29 protein-coding genes and 1 riboswitch are annotated in these 25,692 nt (G+C 38.2%); of the genes, 11 read left to right on the forward strand and 18 right to left on the reverse strand.

Going from position 1 to position 25,692, the window contains the following annotated elements; genetic code table 11:
- Positions 1 to 7: 7 nt before the first annotated feature.
- The 6 genes from AB1H92_RS11435 to AB1H92_RS11460 all read right to left on the reverse strand — a co-directional run bounded on the left by AB1H92_RS11435 (position 8) and on the right by AB1H92_RS11460 (position 6,425).
- A complete protein-coding gene (locus tag AB1H92_RS11435; protein ID WP_115362427.1) occupies positions 8 to 1,201 on the reverse strand; it encodes a bifunctional 3,4-dihydroxy-2-butanone-4-phosphate synthase/GTP cyclohydrolase II in 1,194 nt (397 codons plus the stop codon).
- A gap of 12 nt (positions 1,202 to 1,213) precedes the next feature.
- Positions 1,214 to 1,864 carry a riboflavin synthase gene (gene ribE / locus AB1H92_RS11440; protein ID WP_115362429.1) on the reverse strand — a complete coding sequence of 217 codons (651 nt, stop codon included), beginning with the start codon at positions 1,862 to 1,864 and terminating at the stop codon, positions 1,214 to 1,216.
- Complete coding sequence (gene ribD / locus AB1H92_RS11445) at positions 1,864 to 2,952, reverse strand: bifunctional diaminohydroxyphosphoribosylaminopyrimidine deaminase/5-amino-6-(5-phosphoribosylamino)uracil reductase RibD (protein WP_115362431.1); 1,089 nt, start codon at positions 2,950 to 2,952, stop codon at positions 1,864 to 1,866. The genes ribE and ribD overlap by 1 nt, the downstream gene beginning before the upstream one ends.
- Positions 2,953 to 3,012: 60 nt before the next feature.
- Positions 3,013 to 3,163: riboswitch (FMN riboswitch) on the reverse strand.
- A gap of 256 nt (positions 3,164 to 3,419) precedes the next feature.
- On the reverse strand, positions 3,420 to 4,322 hold the full coding sequence (locus AB1H92_RS11450) for a glycine betaine ABC transporter substrate-binding protein (RefSeq protein WP_115364139.1): 903 nt from the start codon (positions 4,320 to 4,322) through the stop codon (positions 3,420 to 3,422).
- Between the two features lie 5 nt (positions 4,323 to 4,327).
- Positions 4,328 to 5,176, reverse strand: coding sequence for a proline/glycine betaine ABC transporter permease (locus tag AB1H92_RS11455; RefSeq protein ID WP_115362433.1), 849 nt, complete (start codon positions 5,174 to 5,176; stop codon positions 4,328 to 4,330).
- A complete protein-coding gene (locus AB1H92_RS11460) occupies positions 5,169 to 6,425 on the reverse strand; it encodes a glycine betaine/L-proline ABC transporter ATP-binding protein (RefSeq protein WP_115362435.1) in 1,257 nt (418 codons plus the stop codon). The genes AB1H92_RS11455 and AB1H92_RS11460 overlap by 8 nt, the downstream gene beginning before the upstream one ends.
- A gap of 211 nt (positions 6,426 to 6,636) precedes the next feature.
- Here AB1H92_RS11460 and AB1H92_RS11465 point away from each other — a divergent pair, with 211 nt between their 5' ends.
- Together AB1H92_RS11465 and AB1H92_RS11470 are read left to right on the forward strand one after the other, a co-directional pair.
- Positions 6,637 to 7,179, forward strand: a complete 543-nt coding sequence (locus AB1H92_RS11465; protein WP_115362437.1) for a GbsR/MarR family transcriptional regulator — start codon at positions 6,637 to 6,639, stop codon at positions 7,177 to 7,179.
- 130 nt (positions 7,180 to 7,309) lie between these two features.
- Positions 7,310 to 7,543, forward strand: a complete 234-nt coding sequence (locus AB1H92_RS11470; protein WP_115362439.1) for a glutaredoxin family protein — start codon at positions 7,310 to 7,312, stop codon at positions 7,541 to 7,543.
- A 194-nt stretch (positions 7,544 to 7,737) separates the two neighbouring features.
- Here AB1H92_RS11470 and AB1H92_RS11475 read toward each other — a convergent pair whose 3' ends face one another.
- The 3 genes from AB1H92_RS11475 to AB1H92_RS11485 form a co-directional block, all read right to left on the reverse strand.
- Entirely contained in the window at positions 7,738 to 8,187 is a 450-nt protein-coding gene (locus AB1H92_RS11475) for an OsmC family protein (protein WP_115362441.1), read from the reverse strand.
- Positions 8,188 to 8,605: 418 nt separating this feature from the next.
- Positions 8,606 to 8,803 (reverse strand): hypothetical protein, encoded by a 198-nt coding sequence (locus AB1H92_RS11480; protein ID WP_256594314.1) that lies wholly within the window; start codon positions 8,801 to 8,803, stop codon positions 8,606 to 8,608.
- Positions 8,804 to 9,343 carry a FixH family protein gene (locus AB1H92_RS11485; RefSeq protein WP_256594315.1) on the reverse strand — a complete coding sequence of 180 codons (540 nt, stop codon included), beginning with the start codon at positions 9,341 to 9,343 and terminating at the stop codon, positions 8,804 to 8,806.
- 174 nt (positions 9,344 to 9,517) lie between these two features.
- On the opposite strand from AB1H92_RS11485, the gene AB1H92_RS11490 reads away from it, so the two are divergent.
- The 6 genes from AB1H92_RS11490 to AB1H92_RS11515 all read left to right on the forward strand — a co-directional run bounded on the left by AB1H92_RS11490 (position 9,518) and on the right by AB1H92_RS11515 (position 14,831).
- Positions 9,518 to 10,219: a response regulator transcription factor gene (locus AB1H92_RS11490; protein WP_115362443.1), complete on the forward strand. Its 702-nt coding sequence runs from the start codon at positions 9,518 to 9,520 to the stop codon at positions 10,217 to 10,219.
- The gene (locus AB1H92_RS11495) at positions 10,194 to 11,585 is read left to right on the forward strand and encodes a cell wall metabolism sensor histidine kinase WalK (RefSeq protein WP_115362445.1); all 1,392 of its coding nucleotides are present in this window, start codon (positions 10,194 to 10,196) and stop codon (positions 11,583 to 11,585) included. Before AB1H92_RS11490 ends, AB1H92_RS11495 begins: the two co-directional genes overlap by 26 nt.
- Before the next feature lie 12 nt (positions 11,586 to 11,597).
- Positions 11,598 to 12,167 (forward strand): SCO family protein, encoded by a 570-nt coding sequence (locus AB1H92_RS11500; RefSeq protein ID WP_115362446.1) that lies wholly within the window; start codon positions 11,598 to 11,600, stop codon positions 12,165 to 12,167.
- Positions 12,168 to 12,350: 183 nt separating this feature from the next.
- Positions 12,351 to 13,055, forward strand: coding sequence for a 5-oxoprolinase subunit PxpB (pxpB, locus tag AB1H92_RS11505; protein WP_115362448.1), 705 nt, complete (start codon positions 12,351 to 12,353; stop codon positions 13,053 to 13,055).
- The gene (locus AB1H92_RS11510; RefSeq protein ID WP_115362450.1) at positions 13,049 to 14,056 is read left to right on the forward strand and encodes a biotin-dependent carboxyltransferase family protein; all 1,008 of its coding nucleotides are present in this window, start codon (positions 13,049 to 13,051) and stop codon (positions 14,054 to 14,056) included. The genes pxpB and AB1H92_RS11510 overlap by 7 nt, the downstream gene beginning before the upstream one ends.
- 1 nt (position 14,057) lies before the next feature.
- Entirely contained in the window at positions 14,058 to 14,831 is a 774-nt protein-coding gene (locus tag AB1H92_RS11515) for a LamB/YcsF family protein (protein WP_115362452.1), read from the forward strand.
- 33 nt (positions 14,832 to 14,864) lie between these two features.
- On the opposite strand, the gene AB1H92_RS11520 is transcribed toward AB1H92_RS11515, so the two are convergent.
- The 5 genes from AB1H92_RS11520 to rlmN form a co-directional block, all read right to left on the reverse strand.
- Entirely contained in the window at positions 14,865 to 16,112 is a 1,248-nt protein-coding gene (locus AB1H92_RS11520) for a glutamate-5-semialdehyde dehydrogenase (protein WP_115364140.1), read from the reverse strand.
- Between the two features lie 30 nt (positions 16,113 to 16,142).
- Positions 16,143 to 17,243 carry a glutamate 5-kinase gene (gene proB, locus AB1H92_RS11525; RefSeq protein WP_115362454.1) on the reverse strand — a complete coding sequence of 367 codons (1,101 nt, stop codon included), beginning with the start codon at positions 17,241 to 17,243 and terminating at the stop codon, positions 16,143 to 16,145.
- A gap of 200 nt (positions 17,244 to 17,443) precedes the next feature.
- A complete protein-coding gene (locus AB1H92_RS11530) occupies positions 17,444 to 18,013 on the reverse strand; it encodes a YusW family protein (protein WP_115362456.1) in 570 nt (189 codons plus the stop codon).
- A 116-nt stretch (positions 18,014 to 18,129) separates the two neighbouring features.
- Positions 18,130 to 20,142 carry a penicillin-binding transpeptidase domain-containing protein gene (locus AB1H92_RS11535; RefSeq protein WP_115362458.1) on the reverse strand — a complete coding sequence of 671 codons (2,013 nt, stop codon included), beginning with the start codon at positions 20,140 to 20,142 and terminating at the stop codon, positions 18,130 to 18,132.
- A 135-nt stretch (positions 20,143 to 20,277) separates the two neighbouring features.
- The gene (gene rlmN, locus AB1H92_RS11540; RefSeq protein ID WP_115362460.1) at positions 20,278 to 21,342 is read right to left on the reverse strand and encodes a 23S rRNA (adenine(2503)-C(2))-methyltransferase RlmN; all 1,065 of its coding nucleotides are present in this window, start codon (positions 21,340 to 21,342) and stop codon (positions 20,278 to 20,280) included.
- A gap of 125 nt (positions 21,343 to 21,467) precedes the next feature.
- On the opposite strand from rlmN, the gene AB1H92_RS11545 reads away from it, so the two are divergent.
- From AB1H92_RS11545 to AB1H92_RS11555, 3 genes are all read left to right on the forward strand, one after another.
- Positions 21,468 to 21,773 (forward strand): hypothetical protein, encoded by a 306-nt coding sequence (locus AB1H92_RS11545; RefSeq protein WP_115362462.1) that lies wholly within the window; start codon positions 21,468 to 21,470, stop codon positions 21,771 to 21,773.
- Between the two features lie 87 nt (positions 21,774 to 21,860).
- Complete coding sequence (locus AB1H92_RS11550) at positions 21,861 to 22,193, forward strand: general stress protein (protein WP_115362464.1); 333 nt, start codon at positions 21,861 to 21,863, stop codon at positions 22,191 to 22,193.
- Between the two features lie 134 nt (positions 22,194 to 22,327).
- Entirely contained in the window at positions 22,328 to 22,705 is a 378-nt protein-coding gene (locus tag AB1H92_RS11555; protein WP_115362466.1) for a hypothetical protein, read from the forward strand.
- 79 nt (positions 22,706 to 22,784) lie between these two features.
- On the opposite strand, the gene AB1H92_RS11560 is transcribed toward AB1H92_RS11555, so the two are convergent.
- The 4 genes from AB1H92_RS11560 to hisA all read right to left on the reverse strand — a co-directional run bounded on the left by AB1H92_RS11560 (position 22,785) and on the right by hisA (position 25,401).
- The gene (locus AB1H92_RS11560; RefSeq protein ID WP_115362468.1) at positions 22,785 to 22,964 is read right to left on the reverse strand and encodes a hypothetical protein; all 180 of its coding nucleotides are present in this window, start codon (positions 22,962 to 22,964) and stop codon (positions 22,785 to 22,787) included.
- 291 nt (positions 22,965 to 23,255) lie between these two features.
- Positions 23,256 to 23,873 (reverse strand): bifunctional phosphoribosyl-AMP cyclohydrolase/phosphoribosyl-ATP diphosphatase HisIE, encoded by a 618-nt coding sequence (gene hisIE, locus AB1H92_RS11565; protein WP_115362470.1) that lies wholly within the window; start codon positions 23,871 to 23,873, stop codon positions 23,256 to 23,258.
- 66 nt (positions 23,874 to 23,939) lie between these two features.
- Positions 23,940 to 24,689: an imidazole glycerol phosphate synthase subunit HisF gene (gene hisF / locus AB1H92_RS11570; protein ID WP_115362472.1), complete on the reverse strand. Its 750-nt coding sequence runs from the start codon at positions 24,687 to 24,689 to the stop codon at positions 23,940 to 23,942.
- A complete protein-coding gene (gene hisA / locus AB1H92_RS11575) occupies positions 24,682 to 25,401 on the reverse strand; it encodes a 1-(5-phosphoribosyl)-5-[(5-phosphoribosylamino)methylideneamino]imidazole-4-carboxamide isomerase (protein WP_115362474.1) in 720 nt (239 codons plus the stop codon). Before hisA ends, hisF begins: the two co-directional genes overlap by 8 nt.
- Positions 25,402 to 25,692 lie beyond the last annotated feature (291 nt).

A 25,692-nucleotide genomic window follows, 5' to 3' on the forward strand; every position in this document is an offset into this window, starting at 1 on the left:
TTCCCCCTTAAGCGTGTATTAAATGTCCAAGTTTTGTTTTTTTCGTTTCCATATATCTTCTATTTTCTTCTTTCGCAGGCATTTCGATTGGCAGTCGCTCAATAACTTGGACGCCATTCGTTTCAAGCCCTGTAATTTTTCGTGGATTATTCGTGAGTAATGAAATCTGTGTCACGCCAAGATCTCGTAAAATATGCGCGCCGATTCGATAATCTCTCGCATCGTCCGGAAAACCTAGTTTTTCATTCGCTTCGACAGTATCATAACCTTCGTCTTGTAATAGATAAGCTTTCATTTTATTAACAAGTCCGATTCCACGGCCTTCTTGTCTCAAGTATAATAAAATACCTTTTCCTTCATTTTCAATTTGCCGCAATGCCGCATGCAGTTGTGGGCCGCAATCGCATCGATTTGAGCCGAAAATATCGCCAGTTAAACATTCCGAATGAACACGAACTAGAACATTTTCATGCATTTCTATTTCACCTTTTACAAAAGCAAGATGTTCTTGTCCAGTTAATTTCTCTACATACGTAAAGACTTTGAATTCGCCGAATTGAGTTGATAACTCGATATCAACGACGTGTTCAACTAACGATTCGCGTGCCTGCCGATAATTCACTAACTCTTCAATCGTTAAAATAACTAAGTCAAAACGTTCTGCGATTTCTTTTAACTCTGGCCCTCTTGCCATCGTGCCATCCGGATTCAAAATTTCACAAATAACCCCGGCAGGTTCCGCTCCAGAAAGCTTTGCTAGGTCAACAGCCGCCTCCGTATGGCCAGGTCGCTCAAGTACACCCCCACTTTTCGCAATTAACGGGAATATATGCCCAGGCCTGTTAAATTCTTCAGGTTTTGCATTTGGATTTAGCATACTTAAAATCGTAGCTGACCGTTCAAATGTGGAAATTCCTGTATGCGTTGTGACATGGTCAATCGACACTGTAAAAGCTGTGCGATATGGGTCACTATTTTCTGCCGCCATAAGCGGTAACTGTAATTGAGCTGCCATTTCTTCCTCAATCGGTACGCAAATAAGTCCCTTTCCTTCAGACGCCATAAAGTTAATCATTTCGGGTGTCGCATATTTGCCTAAGGCGAGAAAGTCACCTTCGTTTTCTCTATCTTCATCGTCAACAACGATAATCGCTTTGCCTTTTTTTAATTCTTCAATCGCTTTTTCTACTGTCGTATACAAATTAGTCACCCCTTAATTTAGAAAACCATTTTGTGCAAGTAGTGACATTGTCACAGCACTCTGTTGTTTATCTTCTTTTTTAGATAATAATCGTTCAATATATTTCGCTAACATATCACATTCTACATTCACAATGTCGCCAACGCGTTTTTGTCCAATAATAGAGTCAGCTTGCGTAACCGGAATTAACGAAATAACAAATCCATTATCTGTCACATCAAAAACTGTGAGTGACGTTCCATCCACTGTCACAGACCCTTTTTGAATAAAATACTGTAATAATTCAGGTGCAATGTTAATTTCCATGTAAATTGCATTTTCTCTCTGTTGAACGGTCACTATTTCGCCAGTTCCATCAACATGTCCACTTACAAAATGACCGCCAAACCGACCATTTGCTGCCATTGCTCGTTCTAAATTGACACGACTTCCTACTTGTAAGGAATGAATCGTCGTTGCTTTTACCGTTTCAGGCATCACATCTGCTGTAAAATAGGACGTTGTAAAATCTTTAACCGTTAAACAAACACCATTTACCGCAATACTGTCCCCTTTATTGACATCTTCAAGGACCTTCGTACATTGGATTTGAAGCGTTAAAGAATTCGCGCCCCGATTTGCAGATTGAATTGTACCGATTTCTTCTACAATCCCAGTAAACACTATGACTCACCTTCCTTTCGAAACTGAGCATGAATTCTAATATCATTGCCAATTTTTTTCACATCTAGGAATGAAAGTCCTTCACTTTCTGCCATAAAGGAACGCGTTTCATCCATAAAAATCGTCGGACCATTGCCGATTAATTTTGGCGCTACGTATAAATAAAGTTCATCAGCCAACCGCGCATTCATAAAACTCGAATGGATGCGACTGCCGCCCTCGACAAATAAGGTCATAATTCCTTTTTGCGCAAGACGTGTTAGTACTTCCTCCAAAAAATGTGCAGAATCTGGAATTCTTTCAATAGATACATTGGAATATGTCGTTAATTGATCATTCAATTTTGTTGATTCCAATGTAAAAATAATTGTTTCTACAGCACCATCTATAATAACATTTGCTGTTTCGGGTGTTCGTAACTGTCGATCTAAAATAATTCGAATTGGATTCTTTCCACCATGGGGCAAACGGGTGGTTAGGAAAGGATTATCATGAAGTACGGTGTCAACGCCAACTAAAATTGCATCATGGGTATGACGGAGTTGATGGACATCTGTTCTAGAGGTTTCAGATGTAATCCATTTACTATCCCCATTTTGCGTTGCAAGTCGACCATCTAGGGTAGTGGCCGCTTTCAAAGTGACGTATGGTTTACCGTTTTGAATAAAATGAAAAAATGCGCGATTTAAATAGTCTGCCTCTTCCTGTAAAACACCGGTGCTTACTTCAATACCGGCTTGCTTTAGAATTTCGATGCCTCGTCCGTTCACAGAAGGATTTGGATCTGTTGACGCAATGATTACGCGACGAATCCCGCTTGAAATAATGAGTTCTGTACAAGGCGGTGTCTGTCCATGATGTGCACATGGTTCAAGGGTGACGTATAAATCCGCACCGAAAGCTGCTGCTCCCGCCATCTTTAATGCATGAACCTCAGCATGGGGAGTTCCCGCTTTTAAGTGGGCGCCTGTCCCAATAATTTGACCATTTTTTACACAAACGGCACCAACAAGAGGATTCGGTGAAGTTTGTCCTTCTGCACTTTGCGCCAATTGTAACGCTAATTTCATCATATTTTCATCAATCATCGACATTCCCCCTTTCAATTGTTAAAGAGGGCAATCTATTATCGGCATTGTACGTATTCCACAAAACTTCTCCCATCCAGACTTTAACTGTCGGTGCCGGAGTTTCACCAGCTCCACCGTTTTCTAGCAAGTAGAAAAGCGGGTCACGGACTAACAAGCATTACGCTCGATCACCGTCGGTAAGGAATTTCACCTTGCCCCGAAGTTATTTGAAAATATCGTACTTTCTTAAACCTACCACATCATTTTATAATAATCAATAGTAGTTTTTAGATTTATAGAACAAAAAAATGAAAATCATGACTTTAGATTCGTGTAATTAAGCCCAATTAACTTGAAGTTCGACAAGGTTATTCGATCTATTTTTCATTTTCACAACAAGTCTATTTGACTATTACTCTTTCTTCGACAATTATAATTTAACATATAAAAAGCATCGCTAAATTAAGCGATGCCCTTTGTTTCTCTTATTTTTGTAAGTCTTCAATTGAGTCGATGTCCATATATCTTGGAACGACTAAACCGATTTTTACACCTTCCATATTAATGCCAAGCTCTTCGAAGTCACCTTCAAATTTTTCAGCATATGTTTCGTGTGTAATCGGTAACCATGCTGCAAGAGAAGCATCTGCGCTGCCATTTGCAACAGCTGTCCATAATGGACCTGCTTCTACTTGTGTAAGTGTAACCTTATAGCCCATATCTTCCAGAACAATTTTCATAACGTTATGACTTGCGATTTCACTATCCCATGCTACGTATGCAAGTTTAATTTTATCGCCATTAACTTTATCGATACCATCTGTCCATTCTGATACCTTATCTTCATTTGCGTCAATCCAGTTTTGAGCTGCTACTTCTTCTTTCTCACCGTCTTGAATTGCAATCATAACCTCGGCCATGTCCTCTTCTGTCCAATTAAAGTTCGACAAAATTGCATGTGCCTCCGGAAGATCATCTTCTAACCCAATACGACCAATCGTACGGATTTGTTCTTCTCCGCCAAAAGAACCTTTTGGATCTTCAAGATATTTAAGCTTAAACTCCGCAAATTTCCAGTGCGGTGTCCAACCTGTAACAATAATTGGTTCTTCTTTATCATATGCTTTTTTCAGCGCTGCCGTCATTGCAGAACCTGAACCTGTAGTTAGCGTCCACTCATCTAATTCATAATCTTCAATTGCACGGTCAGCTGCTTCCATAATCCCAGCACCTGGGTCAATTCCTGTAATTTTATAATCTACTGATTCACCAACTGTTGTGTCATCATCTGAACCTGATTCTTTCTTAGTTGTATCGTCACTTCCACATGCTGCAAGTCCTAGTGCAAGCAATGCTGCTGCACCTAATCCAAATACTTTTTTCTTCAAAATCATTATGAAATTCCTCCTTGTTTCTTCGATCCTGCGTGTTGCGTGATGCGGTCTAAAATAATGGCAACAATGACAATCGCCACGCCGACTTCAACACCAACACCCGTTTTTAATTGTGTAACGGCTCGGTAAACTTCTTCACCAAGTCCGGGAGCACCTACCATTGACGCAATCACGACCATTGAAAGTGAAAGCATAATACTTTGGTTCACACCTGCTAAAATTGTCGGCTTAGCAAGCGGAATTTGAATCTTCACTAAACGTTGCCATGTTGTTGAACCGAATGCTTCAGTTGCTTCGATTAAATCCGTTGGCACTTGCTGAATCCCTAACATCGTTAAACGAATTGTCGGTGGCATTGCAAAAATAACTGATGCAACAACCCCCGGTACAACCCCGATGTTAAAGAAGAAAATAGCTGGGATTAAATAAACAAATGCTGGCATCGTCTGCATTAAATCTAGAATCGGATTCGTAATTTGTTTCACAGTTTTATTTTGTGATGCCAAAATCCCAATCGGTATCCCTATAACTACCGCAAAAAAGACGGCTGTCACAACTAGTGCTAGCATTTGCAACATCGGATACCATAAACCTAAATAGTCTATGAATAAGAATCCAATCAGTGTAAATAGCCCAATTTTTCTCGTTGAAATAAACCAAGCAAGTAAAGCAAATATGACTGCCAACAAAATTGATGGCACAAGGTTTAATAAATCGACTGATCCTTCTACAATTGCTTCTAAAAACGTTGAAATCCCATCAAATAACGGCGCAAAAATATCTGTTAACCATTGAACGCCATCGTCAATCCAGTCGGCAAATGGAAGGCGTGGTAAAAATTTATCCAATCTCCTCTACCTCCAACTCTGCGTCTGCAGAAACGACCCCATTACCATTAATAAAGCTGTCATTTCCAGATAATGCACCAATTAATGCACCACGAATAATAATTCCTTTAAGACGTTTCTCTTCATCCACAACCGCTACTGGAATCGTCGCTGTCGATACAGTGTCAAACAACTCTGTGAGTACACAATCTTCCAACACAGTCTGGATATCAGTAATGAGAATATCTTCCAAAGATTTCCCTTCACCAACTGCAGCATCTGCATCTTGTGCGGTCACTGCCCCTAATAGACGATGTTGCTTATCAGTTACATACATAGAGGAGATTCGCAGTCGTTTCATCAGACGAAGCGCCACCCGAGGACCACGGTCAATTTGTACCGAATCTGCTTGCTTCATAATATGAGCAGCTGTCAATACTTTCGATAAATCAACATCTTCAACGAATTTTTCAACGTATTCATTAGATGGATTCATTAAGATTTCTTCAGGTGTTCCAATTTGAACAATTTCTCCGTCCCTCATTAGAGCGATCCGATCGCCAATTCGAAGGGCTTCATCTAAATCATGGGTAATGAAAATAATTGTTTTCCCCATATCATTATGAAGCTGTAATAACTCATCTTGCATATCTTTACGAATTAACGGATCTAAGGCACTAAAAGCCTCATCCATCAACAAAATATCTGGATCGTTTGCAATGGCACGTGCTAGTCCAACACGTTGCTGCATGCCCCCGCTTAATTGAGATGGATATTGTTCTTCGTATCCGGCTAACCCAACTAATCTAAGTGATTCTATTGCTTTCTCTTTTCGTTCTTCTTTCGAAACACCTTGAATTTCCAATCCATATTCCGTGTTGGAAAGAATTGTTTTATGTGGAAATAGGGCAAAGTTTTGAAATACCATCCCAATTTTTTCACGACGAACTTTACGCAGTTTTTCTTTGTTCATTTGAACGATATCTTCACCGTCCAATAATATATGTCCCATCGTTGGGTCTATCAGTCTATTTAATAGACGAACAAGTGTAGATTTCCCACTTCCAGATAGTCCCATGATGACAAAGATTTCGCCTTCATACACATCAAAAGAAGCATGATTTACACCAACTGTGGATCCAGTTGCTTTTAAAATGTCTCCTTTTGTCTTTCCTTCTTGAAGTAATTGAGCCGCACGCTTCGTATGTTTACCGAAGATTTTCGTTGCTTGCTTCACTTCAATTTTCTTCTTACTATGTTGCACTTCCATTTTTACACTCCCTCGTTATTTACGAATGTTTACTAGTATAACTATAAACTTAGTACTTTACAACCTTTCTTACAATTTATTTAGTTTGTACAGAAAAAACCGTACAAACTTTAGGTTAAAAAAATTGATTTTCAATAGGAGTTAAACTATGCTATATGAAGAATATTTGACTAGGCTTTTAATAAGCTGAAAGCTATAAGGAGATAGCAGTATGAATGGATATGACAAACTTTTACGTTCACGCAAGCGCATTATGGAATCCATCACTCAGAACATCCATTTATTTGGTCAACCCCCTTCTGCCGGAAGACAATACAGTATGCTGTTCTTTGAAAATAAATCGATGACTTTAGACGAAATGGCTGAAGAACTAGGTATGAGTAAAACAAGCATGAGTACGTCTATTCGTTCATTAGCAGAATCTAAATTGGTTGAACGTGTATGGGAACGCGGTGTCCGAAAAGATTTATATAAGGTAAATGATGATTGGTACCAAAACTTCATTGATACTTTTTCACTTAGATGGGGAAGATCAATTTCTTTGCACTTAAGTGCGATTAGAAGGTCTAAACGGGAACTCCAAGAACTCATTGAAGATGAGTCAGCTGACGAAGAAGTGGTAGAACTAGCAAAGCAGGATATTGAAAAGCTAAATTATATGAGGAGTTATTATGAATGGTTAGAACGGCTTGTTGATGCGTTTGAAGACCATAAAATTTTTGATCTTGTGCCGAAAAATGAAAAGGAATATTAAAATGCAAAAACGACAATCAGTGCAAAATAACTGATTGTCGTTTTCTGTAGTCCAGTGGCTAACGAGCCAATTTGTTTAGCTATGGAACACTTCAAGCTATAATGAAACTAACTAAAAGGAGAGGGATTATATGGCCAAAGCAACTGTCTACACGACAACAACATGCCCATATTGCACAATGATGACAGATTACTTAACAGAACAAAATATTCCGTATGAGGAAATTAACGTGCAAGAAGATGTAAAGGCCCAGCGTAAATTAATCGCGGAGACCGGTGAGATGGGTGTTCCGCAAACGAAGCTAAACGACAAATGGATTTTAGGTTTCAATCCGGCTGAAATTCAAGAAGCGTTGAAGGGATAAATGTAATTGATCAAACGTTTATTTTCATGTAAATCATGTAGTTATCATAAGTTCGATACTAGGGAAAGAAGATTCCCCAAAATATGCCTTGGTCATGTTGCCATGGCCATTACAGGAATTGTTCTTGTCTATATGCAATGGATGCAGTAATGGATTAACCTCCTTTTCAAATAGAAGAGGAGGTTTATTTGTGTTTACTTAGCTATTTCTATGTTCGTTACCAACTCAACGCTTACATTTCCTTGAATCGCTCTGCTAATCATGCAAGAATTCTCTGCTTTTTCCGCTAGCCTTTGTGCAAGTGCGATTTCTTTATCTGTAGCACCTAGCTTTAAAATAATATGCGGTTTATGAATGATTTTTTTATATGTAATGACACCATTTGTTACATCGACCACACCAACTGATTCCATTTCTAATTGGTCTTTCTCAAGCTTACTTCGTTCCATCATCGCCGCCAGCGTAATGATATAGCACGTTGCTGCTGCCCCCAATAGCATTTCATCTGGATTTGTCCCAATTCCAGGTCCATCCATTTCGGGTGGGATAGATACTCTTGTTTTCAACTGCCCTGCCTCTATCGTCCCCACATCATTCCGACCGCCTGGCCACTTCGCTGTTAAATGAAATAAATGCTCCGCCATTCGCTTTCCCCTCCGATTTCTATATTTATTATACGGTAGTTAACTTAATTATTGCGCCCCCTGGAACAAATGCGTATGTTAAAGTGATAATATACTTGACTGTCCGAGTACAGTGGGACTTCGTTGATTGGAGTGGAGGGCGGCGAGGGCGTGCTCTCAAACGCTTCGCTTTTTGGTCGCAAAAGCCGTTCTTCGTGACGGCTTTTCCTGTGGGATTAGCTGGACAGGTAAGACCCCGCAGGGAGCGAAGCGACTAAGGAGGCTCACCGCCAGCCCCACGGAAAGCGTCCGCCCGGAACGAAAATCAACATTGTTCATGATTCACTCTAGAAATGTTAATTGTGATATTAGTTAACGTGTCAATTTCATTAATCACCAAAAAAGTAGAGGATACTTTCTCTCCTCTACTTTAATCATTCTATAATTTAACGTCTACAATATGTTCTTCATGCTCATGTAAATCTTCTTCATCTTCTACATGAATGATAATGGTATATTGTTCTGCTTCTTCAAACGTGTAAAGTGCGGTATATTCTCCCGCCTTTTCTTCTTTTGCATCTACCCAATCATGTTCATCAGAATTATCTTCATACCAAATTTCATAACGAACATTCAATTATTCTAATGGTAATTCATCTAATTCAACATGTACGATCAGTTCTTTTTCTTCACCAGCAGCAACATCTGTTGGCTTCATAAAATGCATAGAAAAGCCTTCTGTATGGTAATCATGCCCACTACTTTCTTCATACTTCCCGCCACTTCCAACAGTCACTTGTTCAACAGGCATTGTATGTAGACCTTTTGCTGTAACATGGACTTGAATATGGAAGAGTCCATCATGATCAAATGATGTTTCGGCTGTATAAACGCCTTCTTTTTCATTTGTTGAATCAATCATGACACTATCAGACTTCTTGCCTTCTTCCCAGACTTCATAGACCACTTCATCAGCATCATCTATTTTCTGATTGCCCATTGTGACAAGAGATGACATGTGAACGGTTTCACCAACTTCAACTTCATTCGTTACTGTTAATTTAACAAGTAGCGGTTCTAGTTCTGTTACATCTTCGATAAGTTCTTCTTTTTTCGTACAAGCGACTAATGTTCCCAACACGAGTGTAAATAGTAATACGGCAATTATTCGTTTCAAAAATAACTCCCCCAGTACTGCTTAATGTTTTCGTAAAACCCACATATTCAGTATAATTATACACAGAGGTTAAGAAGTTTTGGTGAAGTTAGAACACAGTCATTACTTCACCGAAACTTCAACCTTACCATATATCATTTTCCATAAAGCTATGGAATGAAATGAGGGAATACTATGTCTAATTACACAGTCATGATTATTGACGATGAAAGTCAAATGAGAAATCTTGTTCGCGATTTCTTAGAACGTGAACATTATAAAGTCGTCGAGGCAACAGATGGTGCGCATGCACTATCAATACTTCAACAAACAAAAACCGATTTATTTATTGTAGATGTTATGATGCCTTTTATGGATGGCTTTGAATTTGCTGAAAAAGTGAAACGCTACTCTCCTGCCCCGATCATTTTTTTATCCGCGAAAGGTGATGAGTGGGATAAAGTGAAAGGCTTGAAACTCGGTGGAGATGATTATATCGTCAAACCTTTTCATCCCCAAGAATTACTTGCCCGTGTTGAATCTGTTTTAAGACGAACTTATCAAAGTATTGAGCGAGCAGAATTGTTACGCGTTGGCCCGATCAGTATCGATACGGAATCACATACAGCGACAGCTGATGGTGAGCCGCTTTCCCTGACATTAAAAGAATATGGTCTATTAAAGTTATTCATCCAAAACACAGGACGCGTTTATTCAAGAGAACAATTACTTGAAACGATTTGGGGAGAAAATCACCAAAGTACAGAGCGCACGGTTGATACACATATTAAAACGCTTCGTTTAAAACTTGGCCCCTACAATAATTTTATCGAAACGGTTTGGGGCATTGGTTATCGATTTGAGGTGTCACATGAAAAGGAAGAATCTGACGTTTAGTAAAAAAATTATTATTCTACTCCTTTCCAGCATTGGTTTTACAATCCTTTTTTCATTTTTCTTTATCCATTATTTATATTCAAAACTATATTTGACAAGTATTGAGGAGTCGATTATTTATCAAGGGCATAGAACTGCTTCTCACTATCATTACGGAGAATTAAGCGAAGAAATTATTGAGAAAATCCAGTGGTACAATATTGTATCTGAATACGAAATTATTGTCGTGGATGATTTAGATGAACTGTCCTCCTATTTTCCTTATCAAATCAACACACAAGCCTTGTTAGAAGGTGATGATTACGAAACATTAAACCAAGGAAAATATGTGATGAAAGAAGGCTATGTAAAGGAACTTGATAGAGAAATCATCGGTGCTATTTTCCCGATTAGAGGAGAATATGAACTAATCGGTTTTATTTATATCTATGTTCCACTTGCCGCAATCCAGGATGTTTTTAAGGAAAGTATTCCTTTACTCATTGGTACGGGACTAATTTTCTTTTGTCTTCTGTTCATTATCGTCTGGTCGTTTTGGCGCTCATTATTTAATCCACTCAAAAAACTCGAGCACCATGCCGTTGAGGTTGCGAATGGTAATTATGAAAATCGATTGGCCATTCGATATGACGATGAAGTTGGTCAAGTTGCAAAAACGTTTAATATGATGACTGAATCACTTGAACAACAAGAAATACGACAAAAAGAATTCATCTCAAACATCGTTCACGAACTTCGAACGCCACTAACTTATGTCAGCGGTTACACACAAGCTTTAAAACAAGACTTTTCTTCCAAAAATAGAGATAACTATTTGAACACGATTGAAAAGGAAACAGAACGAATAAACAAATTAATTACCGATTTAGTTGACTTGTCTCATTTGCAAGAAGGTTTATATACGATGACAAAGCAACCGTTAGCCATCGCACAAGTTCTGTTAGACACGATTGATTTATTTTTAATTCATAGTCAAAAGAAGCAGATTCAACTTCAAGTAACAGTCGACGAAGAGTTAATTGTGTTAGGCGATGCGAAACGTATCCAACAAGTCTTTTATAATATTATTGATAATGCAATTAAGTACTCAAAGATTGATAACGACGTGTTTATATCATTGGAAAACGATAATGAACACGCCAAATTTCAAGTACAAAACCTTGGTACAGTCATTGATGCGGAAGATATTCCGTATATCGGCAACCGATTTTTTCGTACAGATAAAGCACGCAATCGAACGACGGGCGGTACTGGTCTTGGATTATCAATTGTTAAAGAAATTACACGGCTTCACGATGGTCAATTTTCGATTACTAGTGATGTGAACGACGGAACGATTGTGACGGTTCAACTACCACTATTATAAGGAAGAGATATAATGAAGTTTCGATTAGTCGGATATTTACTTGTTCTGTCTACCATTTTGCTAGCGGCATGCAATTCTTCGTCTATGCCAATAGAAAGAATAGAAACTTTCACTTTTACCAATCAAAATGGAGACGCATATGGGATGGAAGATTTGCATGGTAACGTTTGGATTGCCAATTTTATCTTCACAAGTTGTCAAACCGTTTGCCAACCGATGACAGCTGAAACGGCATCACTGCAGGAAAAATTAAAAGCCAAAGGACTCCCAGTGACTTTTATTTCATTTACAGTTGATCCGGAAGTCGATACGCCGGAAAGGTTGCATTCTTTTGTCATGGATTTTACAAATGACCTTTCAAATTGGCACTTACTTACAGGTTATTCACCAGATGATATTGAAATATTTGCACGGGAACATTTTAAAACCATCGTGCATAAGCCACCATCATCTTCCCAAGTGATTCATAGTTCAAATTACTACTTAGTCGATCAAGAGGGACACTTAATGGGAGAATATAACTTTATTGATACAACATATTATGAGAGTTTAGTAACTGATATAGAAAAAATTCTGAAATAAGACCGCTAATTCACAGCGGTTTTTCTTATTCTCAAAAGTGATACACGCATAGTCAATTTAATAGCATTACATAAAATAATCTTAAAATGCAGAACTTTTATTCATTCTCTCATACCACTCCAGCTCAATATCAGCTAAACTATAAGTAGAGATAACAAAATAATTAGAAAGGGTGAACCGTTATTGGATTATACAATTCAGCCTTTAGGTGACCAAGCGGTGATTGTTGAGTTTTCCAATAAAATCAGCTTGAATACACATGAACACATTCAAAGAATCACTGCTTGCTTAGATCGTGAAGCACCTTCATGGTTAATTGAATATATCCCAGCTTATACAACGCTAACGATATTTTATTCAATCATAGAATTTAGTGGCTCCTCTTCTCCCTTTCAATCAGTTTGTGAAGAATTCAACAAGCTACTTCAAAATTCACAAGATGAAGATAACTTCACAGGTCGCCTAGTGAAGATTCCTGTGCTCTATGGTGGTAAATATGGCCCCGACTTAGCGCACATTGCAACTTATCATGATTTAAGCGAAGAGGAAGTAATTTCTTTACATACGGGTGGCGACTATATTATACATATGATTGGGTTTTCTCCTGGATTTCCTTTTATTGGAGGACTGCCCGAAAAAATTGCGACGCCTCGTAAATTGACACCTCGCCTATCGATTCCAGAGCGTTCTGTTGGAATTGCTGGAAAACAAACTGGGATTTATCCAATCGAAACACCAGGCGGGTGGCAAATTATTGGGAGAACACCAGTTGATTTATTTTTACCAAATGAAGAGATTCCAACTCTATTACAACCCGGAGATCAATTACAGTTTTATAGCATCTCCGAAGAAGAATATAGACATTTGCGTGGTGAATCAACATGTTAACGATTTTAAAACACGGATTACTGGATACGATACAAGACTTAGGTCGCTACGGTTATCAAAAATATGGCGTTGTTGCCAGTGGTGCGATGGATATATGGGCGCACCGAATGGCTAACCTTCTCGTTGGCAACGAAAAACATGCCAGTACGATTGAAATGACTGTTGTCGGGCCACATCTTCAGTTTGAAAAAGACAGCGTTTTTGCATTATGCGGCGCAAATTTACAACCGATGATGGACGGCATTCCCGTGCCTATGTGGAGACCTGTTTTTGTAAAGAAAAACAGCATTTTGCAATTGGGTCATGCGATAGCTGGTAGCCGAGCCTACCTTGCTGTTGCGGGTGGATTTGTCATCCCAAAAGTAATTAGTAGTCAATCGACTTATTTACGCGCAAAGATTGGCGGATTAGAAGGAAGGGCTTTAAAACGTGGGGATCAAATTGCTATTAATGAAAATCCAAACAACACGAGTATATTGATAGAAAGCTTCAAGCAACGTCAAAGTCGCGCTCCTTTTCAAACAACAAATTGGTTTGTAGCGCCAAGTTTAGTTCCAAACAATATAACGCCTAAAATCATTCACGTAACAAAAGGGAAGCAATATGATGCATTTACCGAGTCGACTAAACGAGCATTTTTCAGTCAGCCATTTACGGTAAGCGTAAACTCCGACCGGATGGGGTATCGATTAACTGGACCGCACCTTACACTTTCTGAACCAAAAGAAATGATTTCTGAAGCTGTTTCTTTTGGATCTATACAAGTACCAGCAGATGGCAATCCGATTATTTTAACAGCGGATCGACAAACGACTGGCGGCTATCCTAAAATTGCACAAGTATCATCATGCGACTTCTCTATCCTTGCGCAAGCAAAGCCAGGTGACAAACTTTTATTTAACATGATTTCAATTGAAGCGTCTCAAAAACGTTACATACAAATGGAAGAACAATTCAGGCAATTAACAATGGCTCTACGTATTACATTAAGGGGGAATTAGTTTGACACATCATAGAATTGACTTGAACGCTGATATTGGAGAGAGTTTTGGCGCCTATACAATTGGCAACGACAAAGGTATATTACCATTCATTTCTTCAGCAAATATCGCTTGCGGTTTTCACGCCGGCGATCCGAGCATTATGCGTAAAACCGTTACACTGGCGTTACAATATAATGTAGCGATTGGCGCACACCCTGGATTTCAAGATATGATTAGTTTTGGTCGGCGAGAGATGAAAGTAACACCAGAGGAAGTTTACGAATTAACACTTTATCAAATTGGAGCGCTTCAGGCTTTTGTCTCTGCTGAAGGCGGAACTTTACAACATGTTAAACCGCACGGCGCACTTTATAATATGAGCGCAAAAGATGCGAGACTTGCAGAGGCGATTGCACGGGCCATCTACCAGTTAAACCCTAAGTTGCGCCTTTACGGACTCGCAAATAGTAAATTAATAGAAGCTGGAAGAAAAATTGGTTTAGAAACGGTCACTGAAATTTTTGCCGATCGAACTTATCAACGTGACGGTTCATTGACACCTAGAAGTCATCCGAATGCATTGATTACAAATACTGAAAAAGCAATTGAACAAGTGATGCAAATTATAAAAGAACAACAAGTAACAACAATAGACGGCTCCACAATTAAGCTACAAGGACAAACTGTTTGCATTCATGGCGACGGGGAAAACGCTATACAATTCGCTCAACAAGTTTCAGCAGCTTTACGAAAAGAAAAAATCTCGATTCAAAACTTCACACAAAAAAAGTGACAGGGATATCGAAATCCCCTATCACTTTTTTAGTTAATTACGAACTTGCCCTGTCCCCTGAATGACAAATTTGCTAGACGTTAAAGCTTGTAACCCCATTGGACCTCTCGCATGTAATTTTTGTGTACTGATGCCGATTTCTGCACCATATCCAAACTCAAAGCCATCCGTAAATCTTGTGGAAGCATTATGATACACAGCCGCAGCGTCCACTTGGTTTACAAATTGCGCAGCATGTTTTTCATTCTCTGTCACAATTGCTTCGGAATGCCCTGTGCCATATTGTGAAATGTGTTGAATCGCTTGGTCAACATCCTTCACAACTTTCAGCCCAACTTCAAGCCCTAAATATTCAGTGTACCAATCTTCCTCTGTCGCAACATGGATTTCCTCCGAAATTTCTTGAATTGAAGAATCTCCATGAATCACTACTTCATTGTCTTGCAACAACTTAACCACTTCTTTCCCGTGTTGTGCAAACCATTTTTCATGTAGGAGTATCGTTTCAACTGCATTACAGACGGATGGGCGTTGCAATTTTGCATTTAATAAAATGGCTACTGCCATTTGTTTATCCGCTGTTTCATCAATAAACAAATGACAATTCCCCGCACCTGTCTCAAGTACTGGCACAGTAGATTCTTTGATGACCGTTTCAATCAGCTTTTTACCACCTCTTGGGATTAATACATCAAGGTATTCATTTAGATTGAACAATTCTTTCGCAGTTTCACGGCTCGTATCTTCAATTAATTGAACCGCTTCTACTGGAATTGCACTCTTTTCCAATGCTTTATGAATCGATTGAATGAGCGCTTGGTTGGAATAGGTTGCCGAAGAACTTCCTCTTAAAATGGCTGCATTTCCAGTCTTTAAGGATAACGTCGCTGCATCGACCGTTACGTTTGGACGTGCTTCATAAATCATACCAATAACACCGATGGGTACACGCTTTTTCTGAATGAGTAAGCCATTTTCTTTTTCAATAGATTCAAAAATCTCTCCGACTGGGTCTGCCAATTCGATTAATTCTTGAATCGCCTGAGACATCGCGATAATTCTATCTTCCGTTAATAAAATACGGTCTAATACTTCTTCTGTCAGTCCATTTTTTTGTCCCGCTTGAATATCTTTTGCATTTTCAGTTAAAAGAAATGCTTGATCAGCTACTAACTGTTCTGCGATAAGTTGCAGTGCTTCATTTTTCTCTGCTGTTGTTTTCATTCCTAATTGTATACTCACCGCTTTTGCTTTTTTACCTTTATCTTGCACTTCATTTATCATCGTTAATTCTCCCATTTAAAACCCCTCCTATATCGTTACCCACTTTGCTCGATGTATGACTTCAACCTGCGTTGTTCTGACACGATTCGTTTGTTCCTCACTTCGCTTGCCAATTGCTTTTTGAAGTTCTTTTGCTGAATAAGTAACTTCACCTTTTCCGATTAATCCATTCAGTCCAAAGACCTCAACGACATCCCCTTTTTTAAAGTTCCCTTGTACTTTAAAAACGCCTGCTGGTAATAAATTTTTGCTGTTATATAAAATCGCCTCTTCTGCACCTTCATCGACATAAATTTTCCCGGATGCCTCAGAGTGCATCGCAATCCATTGTTGATTAATCGTAATTGAATTTTGCTGCTCATTGAGAATATAAGTGCCGTCACCATGCCCATTAATCATGTTTGTTAATTTATCTTTTCCAAAACCTTTACCAATAAAGACTGGGACACCGACAGATAAGGCCGTTTTGGCTGCTAATAATTTCGATTTCATTCCACCAGTTCCCACACTAGAACCAGACTCATCTGCGAAAGATAGCATGTCATCTGTAATCTCATTTAGTAAATCGATTTTTTGGGCATCTGGATTTTCATTTGGATTGGAATCATAAAGACCATTCACATCTGTTAATATGATTAGTTGATCTGCTTTCATAAGACCGCTGACGAGTGCGGATAACATATCGTTATCACCGAATGTTAACTCTCTAACGGAAATTGTATCATTTTCGTTAATGATCGGTAATACCCGTCTTTCCAAGAGCTCTGACATCGTAGCATATGCATTTTTATAACGGTCACGATTTGAAAAATCATCACGTGTTAATAATATTTGCGCAGGTACAATGCCAAATTCACTAAACTTATCAATATAAGATTGTACTAATAGACTTTGACCGACAGCTGCAGCCGCTTGTCTTCCTTTCAACGTAATCGGTCTTGTGCAATACCCTAAACGTTTGAAACCAGCCGCAACTGCACCAGAAGAAACTAATAACACTTCATGTCCCGCACTTCGGAGTTCAGCAAGTGCATTGACATGATCCACAAATTTTACTTGATCAATCTCTCCATTTTCATTTGTAAGCGAACTACTCCCAATCTTAACGACAATCCGTTTTTTCATCATCGCACATTCCCCTACTTATTTTTCAATAGTCTTATAATTAACGATATACATACTTTACTATAAATTACTACAAAAATAAAGGGGTTAAGGAATAATTATTTGTTTAACTGTATATTTATTAGCATATTTGAATAATTGTTATCGATTCATCTAAATTTCACAGAAAAAAGCCTGACATGTAATATCGTCAGGCTTTTCCTTTATTTTCTATCTTCAAATTCGATTTTCGTGCCGTCTTTAAAGGTGATTTCTAATTCGAATTTTTGATAATTTGCATCTTGTTTAAAGACATCAAGAACTTCTTTAATTGCTTCCTCTTTCGTTGTATCTTGTGTAATCGTTAATTGTTCGACTAACGGATAAATTTCATTAAAGGCTTCTGAACCTCTTTTCTTGATGCCATTCGTATCATCTTCAAGTTTTGCTTCCACAAAACCGTTTTCTTCTCGTTCAAGCTCTACATCATAATCCTTGTGATTGCCATAATCGATATCCAAGGAAAACTCTGTATAGTCCAATGCGTCCATTTTAGCTGCTTCATCACTACCATTTGAACCTGATTGTTGTCCTGAATTGTTATTCGTTCCTTCTACTCCAGCTTCCGTACCGTTCGTTCCTGTATTACCATTGGTGCCTTTTGTACCGGCGTTGTTATTATCCTCAATTATTTGATTATCTGCCGGTTTTTCATTACCATTATTCGTCGTTCCGCAGGCTACAACGAATAAAGACATGACAAATAATGAAATGACTAGAAAAGTTTTTTTCATTTTTCCTACCTCCTTGTATGTTGTTATTCCCAAAGTAAGCAGATTTTACTCCAAAATATAAAAAAAGCAACGAATTCCCTATCTTACAATTGGAATCCGTTACTTTTGTCATTCATTTATCTCGTTTTCATCACATTGGCGACTTTTTCTGCAACATAACCGCTTCCGCCTTTATTTTCTACCCCTTCAATCATCATGGCAATAATATAAGTTGGATCATCTGTCGGGTAAGCGACGAAAAAGCCATTTTCTTTTCCAGCTTCTTCTAGTGAAGACTTCAATTCCGTTGTTCCAGTTTTCCCTGAAATTTTTGGAGATGAAATATTTGCTGCTTCGGCAAAACCATCTGATACAACTGCTCTCAAATCTTCTTGTAAAATTGCCGCATGTTCTGCCGACAGCAATTCTTCTTTCCATACTTCACTTTTCTTTTCATCTGCAAACAAAACAGGTTTAGTCATTTGTCCTTCATTTACAATTGCACCGTAAGTAGATGCCAAGTGAAGGATGTTCATAAGCATTTGACCTTGTCCAAATGACGTATCTGCAAGTTGACCTTCGGAAGTAATTTTTCCATCGTTGGAAATTTGCGATGTCCGAAGACCATATTTAAAAGGAATCTCTTCTCCAAAACCAAATTGTTGCAAACCTTCTACAAACTGTTCACTACCCATTTCCAAAGCTTCTTTTGCAAAATAAATATTATCTGAGTAGACAAGTGCTTTTTTCAAGTCCACTGGGTTCGGTGCAGTATAAACTCGTGTGACTTGGAAGTTCCCCCACGAACCGTCCTTTCGCCATTTCTTCCCCTCAATCGTATGCCCTTCGTCAGGTTTAAGTGTTCCAGTAGATAAACCGATTGCAGCCGTGATTGGTTTGATAGAAGAACCTGGCGCATACGTAGCCGCAAATCTATTTAATAAAGGCTCTGCGGGATCATCCGTTAACTCTGCATAGCGAGTTGAAGAAATACCAAGCGACAGTTCATTTGGATCAAATGCCGGAGAACTTGCTAATACAAGTGTTTCACCTGTTTTCGGATCAACAATCGCTGCGGTACCAGGTTCACCGTTCATTTCTGCAAAAACAGCCTTTTGAAACTCAGCGTCGATTGTTAACGTTATATTTTCGCCATCGATCGCCGGCGTTTCAGCAATCATTATTTTTTCGGCATTCTGTTCTGTTTTTTCAATGTAAATTTTAATCCCATCTTCACCACGAAGTCTTTCTTCAAGTAATTGCTCGAGTCCTCGTTTACCAACAAGATCTGATTCTTTATAGCCTTTATCATTTAGCTTTTCTAATTCTTCCGCATTAATTTGCCCTATGTAGCCAATAAGATGTGCTAAAGATTCTGCGTAAGGGTATTCGCGCATCTCTGCTTTCATTGACGTTACGCCAGCAATTTGCAATGCTTCATTATAAATATCTTCTTGTGTAAAAGATAATTTTTTAATTGGCACAAATAAGTCTGGCTGCACCCAACTTTGATTCAATTGTTCGTTAATAAAGTTGGCGGTTGTTCCAAGCAATGTCGCAAGTTTTTCTGCATCTGTTTCAGTATTAAATTTTTCTGGTACAATGCCAATTTCAACACCCGAACCATTTATCGCAAGCGCTTTATTATGACGGTCATAAATTTCTCCACGCTTTGATTGAATGGTTGAAATCCTTACTTTATCGTGCATAGATAAATCTGGAAGAATAAAAGACGGATCCCATTCAATAAACCAGTTCTTTGTTTCACCTTGTTCTTTATAAGTTAATGGAACATTCTTCTTAAAATCAATTTCCCCGGCTATTGTCTCCAGTTTTATTTGAACAGGAAACTCAACGTCTTCTTCTTTTTTATACGTTTTTTCTTCTTCCGGTTTATCAAAAATGACTTCTATGGAAGAAATACCTAAATCTGCATAAAGTTTTTCGGCACGTTCAATAAATTGTTCTTTTCCAAAAACATCTTTCGACGATTCTGTTATATAGTCATCGTACATCTCTGTAAATTTAGCATCATTCCATAAGTCGACATAAGCAGAAAGTCTATCTACAGGTGTGTCTTCTTCTTTGGAACAAGCAGCTAAAGTCAGTATTAATCCGAGAAATAAAATACCATAACGCAATTTCCGCAATATAAACCCTCCTTTTACCTACATATCTATATAGTACCAAAAGAACAGCTTCTAGTACTACTATAACTGTGTATCATTCATCCTTTAATGATAAAAATCCGATAGAATAAGTTACCTATTCTATCGGATCAACAATTAGTTTGTTTTGTTTTTCTTGATTTGTTTACTTCTTAATTGACCACAAGCAGCATCAATATCTGTTCCTTGTTCTAAACGCACACCACATGGGATACCTTTACCTTTGAGCGTTTCATAAAAGGCTTGAATCGCTTCCGGCTTACTTCTTCGATACTGGCTATGTTCATCGACTGGGTTATATGGAATTAAATTGACATATGAAAGATGTCGCTTATTCGCAAGCAGACGTGCAAGTTGGCGCGCTTCTTCAACGTGGTCATTTACATCATCTAACATAATATATTCAAACGTAATTCGACGATTATTCTTTTCCAGGTAATAATCAATGGAATCCATTAGCTTATCAATTGGAAATGCACGGTTGATTTTCATAATGCTTGACCGAAGTTCATCATTCGGTGCATGTAAAGAAACCGCCAAGTTGATTTGAATATCTTCATCCGCAAATTCTTTAATTTTATGGGCAAGTCCACTTGTTGAGACAGTAATATGACGCGCACCAATGCTAAGCCCTTTTTGTGAATTAACGATATGGAGGAACGCCATTAGATTGGTATAGTTATCAAACGGCTCTCCAATGCCCATAACAACAATATGACTTACTCGTTCATCTAATCCTTTAGCATCTAAATGATGTTGTACTTTCATAATTTGCTCAACAATTTCTCCGCTTTGTAAGTCACGGCTCTTTTTCAGTAGGCCGCTCGCGCAAAAACTGCATCCGATGTTACAACCGACTTGGGTTGTTACACAAACGGAATAGCCGTACGGAAATTTCATTAGTACAGTTTCGATTAAGTTACCGTCTTGCATTTTAAATAAGAACTTAATCGTTCCATCTTCTGATTCTTGTTTTACTGTCTGTTCAAGCGATTGGATGATATAATGTTCTTCTAATAATTGAATACAATCTTTATTAATATTTTTCATTTGTGAAAAAGATGTCACACGTTTTTTATACAGCCAATCCCATATTTGGTCAGCACGAAATCTTTTCTGACCATTTTCAATTAACCAGTCCGTTAACTGTTCAAGCGTTAATCCGTATATTGATTTCTTCATTTATTATCCTCTTTTCAAAATTACAATTCACTCATTATACTACGGGATAGCTGATTTTGGAACAACTAATTCACTCAATTTTGTTGTTTAATTATTCCACTCAATCAAAGGGAGGAGGGCTTGATTTGAAAGATTTCACAAGCAAAACCATCTCGACGATACAATTTACAGTCGTCGAAAGGTTTATTAAAAATTTTGAGCAACAAAAAATAGAAATTGAACAATTACTAACGATGACACAAACATCTATTTATTCAAATTCGCATCATTTTCAGTTGCAAAACGTATTTGATATGTCTTATAAACCATTTTCAAATGGGCATGGCATTCTATATTTACATACGAATGAAGGTGTTTTCCCATTTTTAATTTCGACGAATCCAGCGCAATTTATACAGTCTTATCAACTACTTGCTTCCCATGATAAGTAGTAAATTTCAACCTGTCATCACTTTGTAATGTTTAGGATCCCTCCAAGTTGGTATAGATAAAATATAAACAAATGGGAGGGATTTTTAATGACTGTAAAAAAAACAGTAGAAAATGTTGTCCAAGCAAAGTCTGAAGTGGAAAAATTGGTGTCAACTGGATATTCGCATGACGACATCTATATTTTTGCACATGATGAAAAAAGAGGAAATGACATTACTGAAGCATTAGACACTGAAAAAGTTGGTTTGAAAGAAGAAGGCGTTTTGAACACGCTGAAAAACTTAGTCTCCTCGCGAGGCGACGAGCTTCGAAGTAAAATGGAAGCAGCTGGTTTAACAACAACTGAAGCCGAAACAGCCGAGGAAGAACTTGACCAAGGTAAGCTAGTGATCATTGCAAACAAAACAAATAATAAGTGATATTCAGGCTGCAGTTAAAGTCGGGCGGACTTTAACTGCAGCTATTTCACGTATTTGCATCGTTAAATCATTTAATAAGATTTTTAAGCGAGGATTAGGTATGATTAGTGTAAGATAGAAAGCAGGTGCAATACGTGGAACAGTATTATGGTAAATTTGGCGTTTTTTCTGGAATTACTACATTTGTACTTCTTGTGATTGGGCTAAGAAATGTATTAGGTCACGATGTAGAGGTTTTAAACTTTGTGACTTTTGTCATTTTCGGCTTAATTATCGGCATCTCTTTTTCAGCCCTACTATTTTATCAATTAAAAATAGCTTTTCCAATTTTTGGGATCGCAATGATTATCGCTTTTTTTGATATGTTTCGTAGTTTCATATTAGATATCAATGGCCAAGGCGATGTAATTGGTATTTTATCTTTATTTATTATCTCTTCGTTTGGTTTAGGCTTATCTTTACTCATTGAATTTATTGTACGCCTCATTAGAAAAAATAAAAATACCGCATAAAAAAACTGTACTCGAAAACAATTTAATTGTTTCGGGTACAGTTTGATTCCCATCAAATCGAAAAGCACAATTTTATTCGTTACTCTTCATCCTTTTTTTGTCCAAGCACTCGCTTATGCTTCATAAATGCAGTTGAGAAATTTAGTATAGATAACACTGCAAATAAGGTTGCAAACCCATATTGTCCGTTTACAACACGTGTGTATGCAAAATAACCTAGGAATAATGCAAAGCCAAGGTCTATGTATTTTGAGCCCATCTTCTTCACCCACCTTTTAAATTTAGTCATTATAAGTAAAGAAATTTTCATTTTATTTCAGGAACTTTCTTTTACATAGTTGTATCGTATAGGTTTCCAATGACTTTCTCAAATTAACCACACAAAAACTCTGCAATATTTATGACTCTTCCACAAAGCGGACTGAATCTTATCACATTCCGTTCAGAATTTATCATTAAACATAAATAAAACAGTCCTGATTCATTGTTAACCAGGACTGTTTTTTATATAAATTATATTACGTTTCTATAGAAAAACTTTTACCAACCTTTACTTTTCTATGCGCCTCTTAACCAATTCTTTTTTTACATCCGTTATCGTAACCCCTGAAATTTCCATCAGGACGAGGGAATGGTAGAGTAAATCTGCCAATTCACTCGTCAATTCGCGTTTGTCTTCATTCTTAGCGCCAATAATAACTTCACTCGACTCTTCCCCAACCTTTTTCAGCACTTTGTCAATGCCTTCCCTAAATAAATAAGATGTGTAGGAGCCTTCTACCGGGTTATTTCGGCGATTTCGAATACTCGCAATTACATCATGAACGATTTGGCGATTTGGCGTTTCTTCTTCAAAAACAGTTTGGAAAAAACAAGTTTCCTCTCCTGTATGACAGGCGGGTCCTATTGGTTCGACTTGAACGAGAATTGTATCTTGATCACAATCATATGATAATCGCTTGACCTTTTGACGATTTCCAGAAGTTGCACCTTTGTTCCACAGTTCTTCCCTAGAACGGCTATAAAACCATGTCTCTTTCGTTTCAATCGTTTTAGCCATCGCTTCTTCGTTCATATAGGCCAGCATGAGCACATTGCCCGTTTGCTCATCTTGTACAATTGCAGGAACGAGACCATTTTCATTGAAAGTGATATCTTCAATTTTCATTATTTTATCAGTCCCAACTTTTTTAATCTTAGATCGTTTTAAGCGGCTTAGCGCTAGGCTTTCCCTTTAATTTAATCCTTGCTCCTTCAAGTACGCTTTTAAGTCTTGAATTGTAATCTCTTCATAATGGAATACAGATGCCGCAAGGGCTGCGTCTGCTTTTCCTTCTGTTAAGACAGTTTTAAAATCTTCCATTTTCCCAGCGCCGCCACTTGCGACGACCGGAATACTGACTGCTTCCGCGATTTTTTTTGTTAGTTCTAGTGAGTAGCCGTCTTTTTCTCCGTCTCCATCAATGCTGTTTAGCACAATCTCCCCAGCGCCGTTCGCTTCTCCTTGAAGTGCCCATTTGATGGCATCCAGTCCAGTATCCTTTTGGCCACCTCTAGCAAAAACATGCCAAGTGGACGGGGCAACTTCTTTTACATCCATCGAAAAAACAATTTTTTCTGATCCGAAACGGTTTGCGGCTTCTGCAATAAATGATGGATTTGCTAGCACAACACTATTTAACGATACTTTGTCAGCCCCTACATCTATTACACTTTGAATGTCATCAAGGCTTCGAATGCCTCCCCCAACTGTAAATGGAATTGGAATTTCTTTAGCAAGTTGGGCAATTAATTCAATAAAAACTGCACGCTTTTCAGATGAAGCCGTTATATCATAAAATACCAGTTCATCGGCTCCGTCTTGAACATACTTTTTCGCCAAAGTGAGTGGTTCTGCCACTTCCTGAACGTCTTTAAATTTCCGCCCCTTTACGACTTTGCCTTTATCGACATCTAAACAAGGAATAATTCGATAACTATTCACGAAATGCACCTTCTCTCAATTGCTGAAGTGAGAGCGTTCCTTCGTAAAGTGCTTTACCAATAATTGCACCATACAAATTCATACCTTCTAATTGTTGTATATCTTCTTCCGTCGTCACACCACCGGAAGCAATGACGTCCACGGCAGATGCTTTATTTATTGCTTGGAGTTCTTGGAAGTTAGGGCCTTGCATCATGCCATCTTTAAAAATATCAGTATATACAACCGTCTTCACACCGATTACCTCTAATTCTTGCAATAAATCAAGTGCTTTTTTATCAGTCGTTTCTGTCCAACCATCTGTCGCCACAAAGCCATTACGTGCATCGATGGAGACAGCAATTTTATCACCGTACTTTTGCACTGCCTCTTCAAGAAATGGACGATTGGTGATTGCTGCTGTTCCGATAATGACACGACTTACACCGCTAGCTATATGTTCGTCAATGATTTCCATAGAACGAATCCCGCCACCTACTTGTATCGGTACTGAAACAGCCTTAGCAATGTTTTGAATCGCTAATTGGTTTGGAGATTCACCCGTTTTTGCACCGTCTAAGTCGACGATATGTATATATTCAGCACCTTGTTTTTCCCATAATAATGCCATTTCAGTTGGGGAGTCCCCATAAATGATTTCTTGGTCGTAATCCCCTTGAATGAGTCTTACGCATTTACCATTTCGAATATCTATTGCAGGAAAAAGAATCATCTAGTTTTCGCTCCTCTTATATTAAAAGTGTAAGTTGATCTCAGTTCCGGGTGGACGCTTTCTAGCTTCAGGCGCTAACGCTCCACTGCGGGGTCTCACCTGTTCCGCTAATCCCACAGGAAGAGCCATCACGAAGAACGGCTTTTGCGACCAAAAAGCGGAGCGTTTGAGAGCACTCGCCACCCTCCACTCCAATCAACAAAACCCACTTTAAAATTAGTTTTAAATATAAATAAACAATTATAAATTTCCGTATCAAATTCAAATAAGATATAGTTTTTATCATTGCTG

The organism is Sporosarcina pasteurii (assembly GCF_041295575.1).
Taxonomy (GTDB): Bacteria; Bacillota; Bacilli; order Bacillales_A; family Planococcaceae; genus Sporosarcina; species Sporosarcina pasteurii.

Bases quoted from the DNA above. Each gene is read 5' to 3' on its own strand.
- ribD (WP_115362431.1), bottom strand. From the start codon at position 2,952: ATGATTGATGAAAATATGATGAAATTAGCGTTACAATTGGCGCAAAGT.
- AB1H92_RS11460 (WP_115362435.1), bottom strand. From the start codon at position 6,425: ATGGAAGTGCAACATAGTAAGAAGAAAATTGAAGTGAAGCAAGCAACG.
- AB1H92_RS11465 (WP_115362437.1), top strand. From the start codon at position 6,637: ATGAATGGATATGACAAACTTTTACGTTCACGCAAGCGCATTATGGAA.
- AB1H92_RS11470 (WP_115362439.1), top strand. From the start codon at position 7,310: ATGGCCAAAGCAACTGTCTACACGACAACAACATGCCCATATTGCACA.
- AB1H92_RS11475 (WP_115362441.1), bottom strand. From the start codon at position 8,187: ATGGCGGAGCATTTATTTCATTTAACAGCGAAGTGGCCAGGCGGTCGG.
- AB1H92_RS11490 (WP_115362443.1), top strand. From the start codon at position 9,518: ATGTCTAATTACACAGTCATGATTATTGACGATGAAAGTCAAATGAGA.
- AB1H92_RS11495 (WP_115362445.1), top strand. From the start codon at position 10,194: ATGAAAAGGAAGAATCTGACGTTTAGTAAAAAAATTATTATTCTACTC.
- AB1H92_RS11500 (WP_115362446.1), top strand. From the start codon at position 11,598: ATGAAGTTTCGATTAGTCGGATATTTACTTGTTCTGTCTACCATTTTG.
- AB1H92_RS11510 (WP_115362450.1), top strand. From the start codon at position 13,049: ATGTTAACGATTTTAAAACACGGATTACTGGATACGATACAAGACTTA.
- proB (WP_115362454.1), bottom strand. From the start codon at position 17,243: ATGATGAAAAAACGGATTGTCGTTAAGATTGGGAGTAGTTCGCTTACA.
- AB1H92_RS11530 (WP_115362456.1), bottom strand. From the start codon at position 18,013: ATGAAAAAAACTTTTCTAGTCATTTCATTATTTGTCATGTCTTTATTC.
- rlmN (WP_115362460.1), bottom strand. From the start codon at position 21,342: ATGAAGAAATCAATATACGGATTAACGCTTGAACAGTTAACGGACTGG.
- AB1H92_RS11550 (WP_115362464.1), top strand. From the start codon at position 21,861: ATGACTGTAAAAAAAACAGTAGAAAATGTTGTCCAAGCAAAGTCTGAA.
- AB1H92_RS11560 (WP_115362468.1), bottom strand. From the start codon at position 22,964: ATGGGCTCAAAATACATAGACCTTGGCTTTGCATTATTCCTAGGTTAT.
- hisIE (WP_115362470.1), bottom strand. From the start codon at position 23,873: ATGAAAATTGAAGATATCACTTTCAATGAAAATGGTCTCGTTCCTGCA.
- hisA (WP_115362474.1), bottom strand. From the start codon at position 25,401: ATGATTCTTTTTCCTGCAATAGATATTCGAAATGGTAAATGCGTAAGA.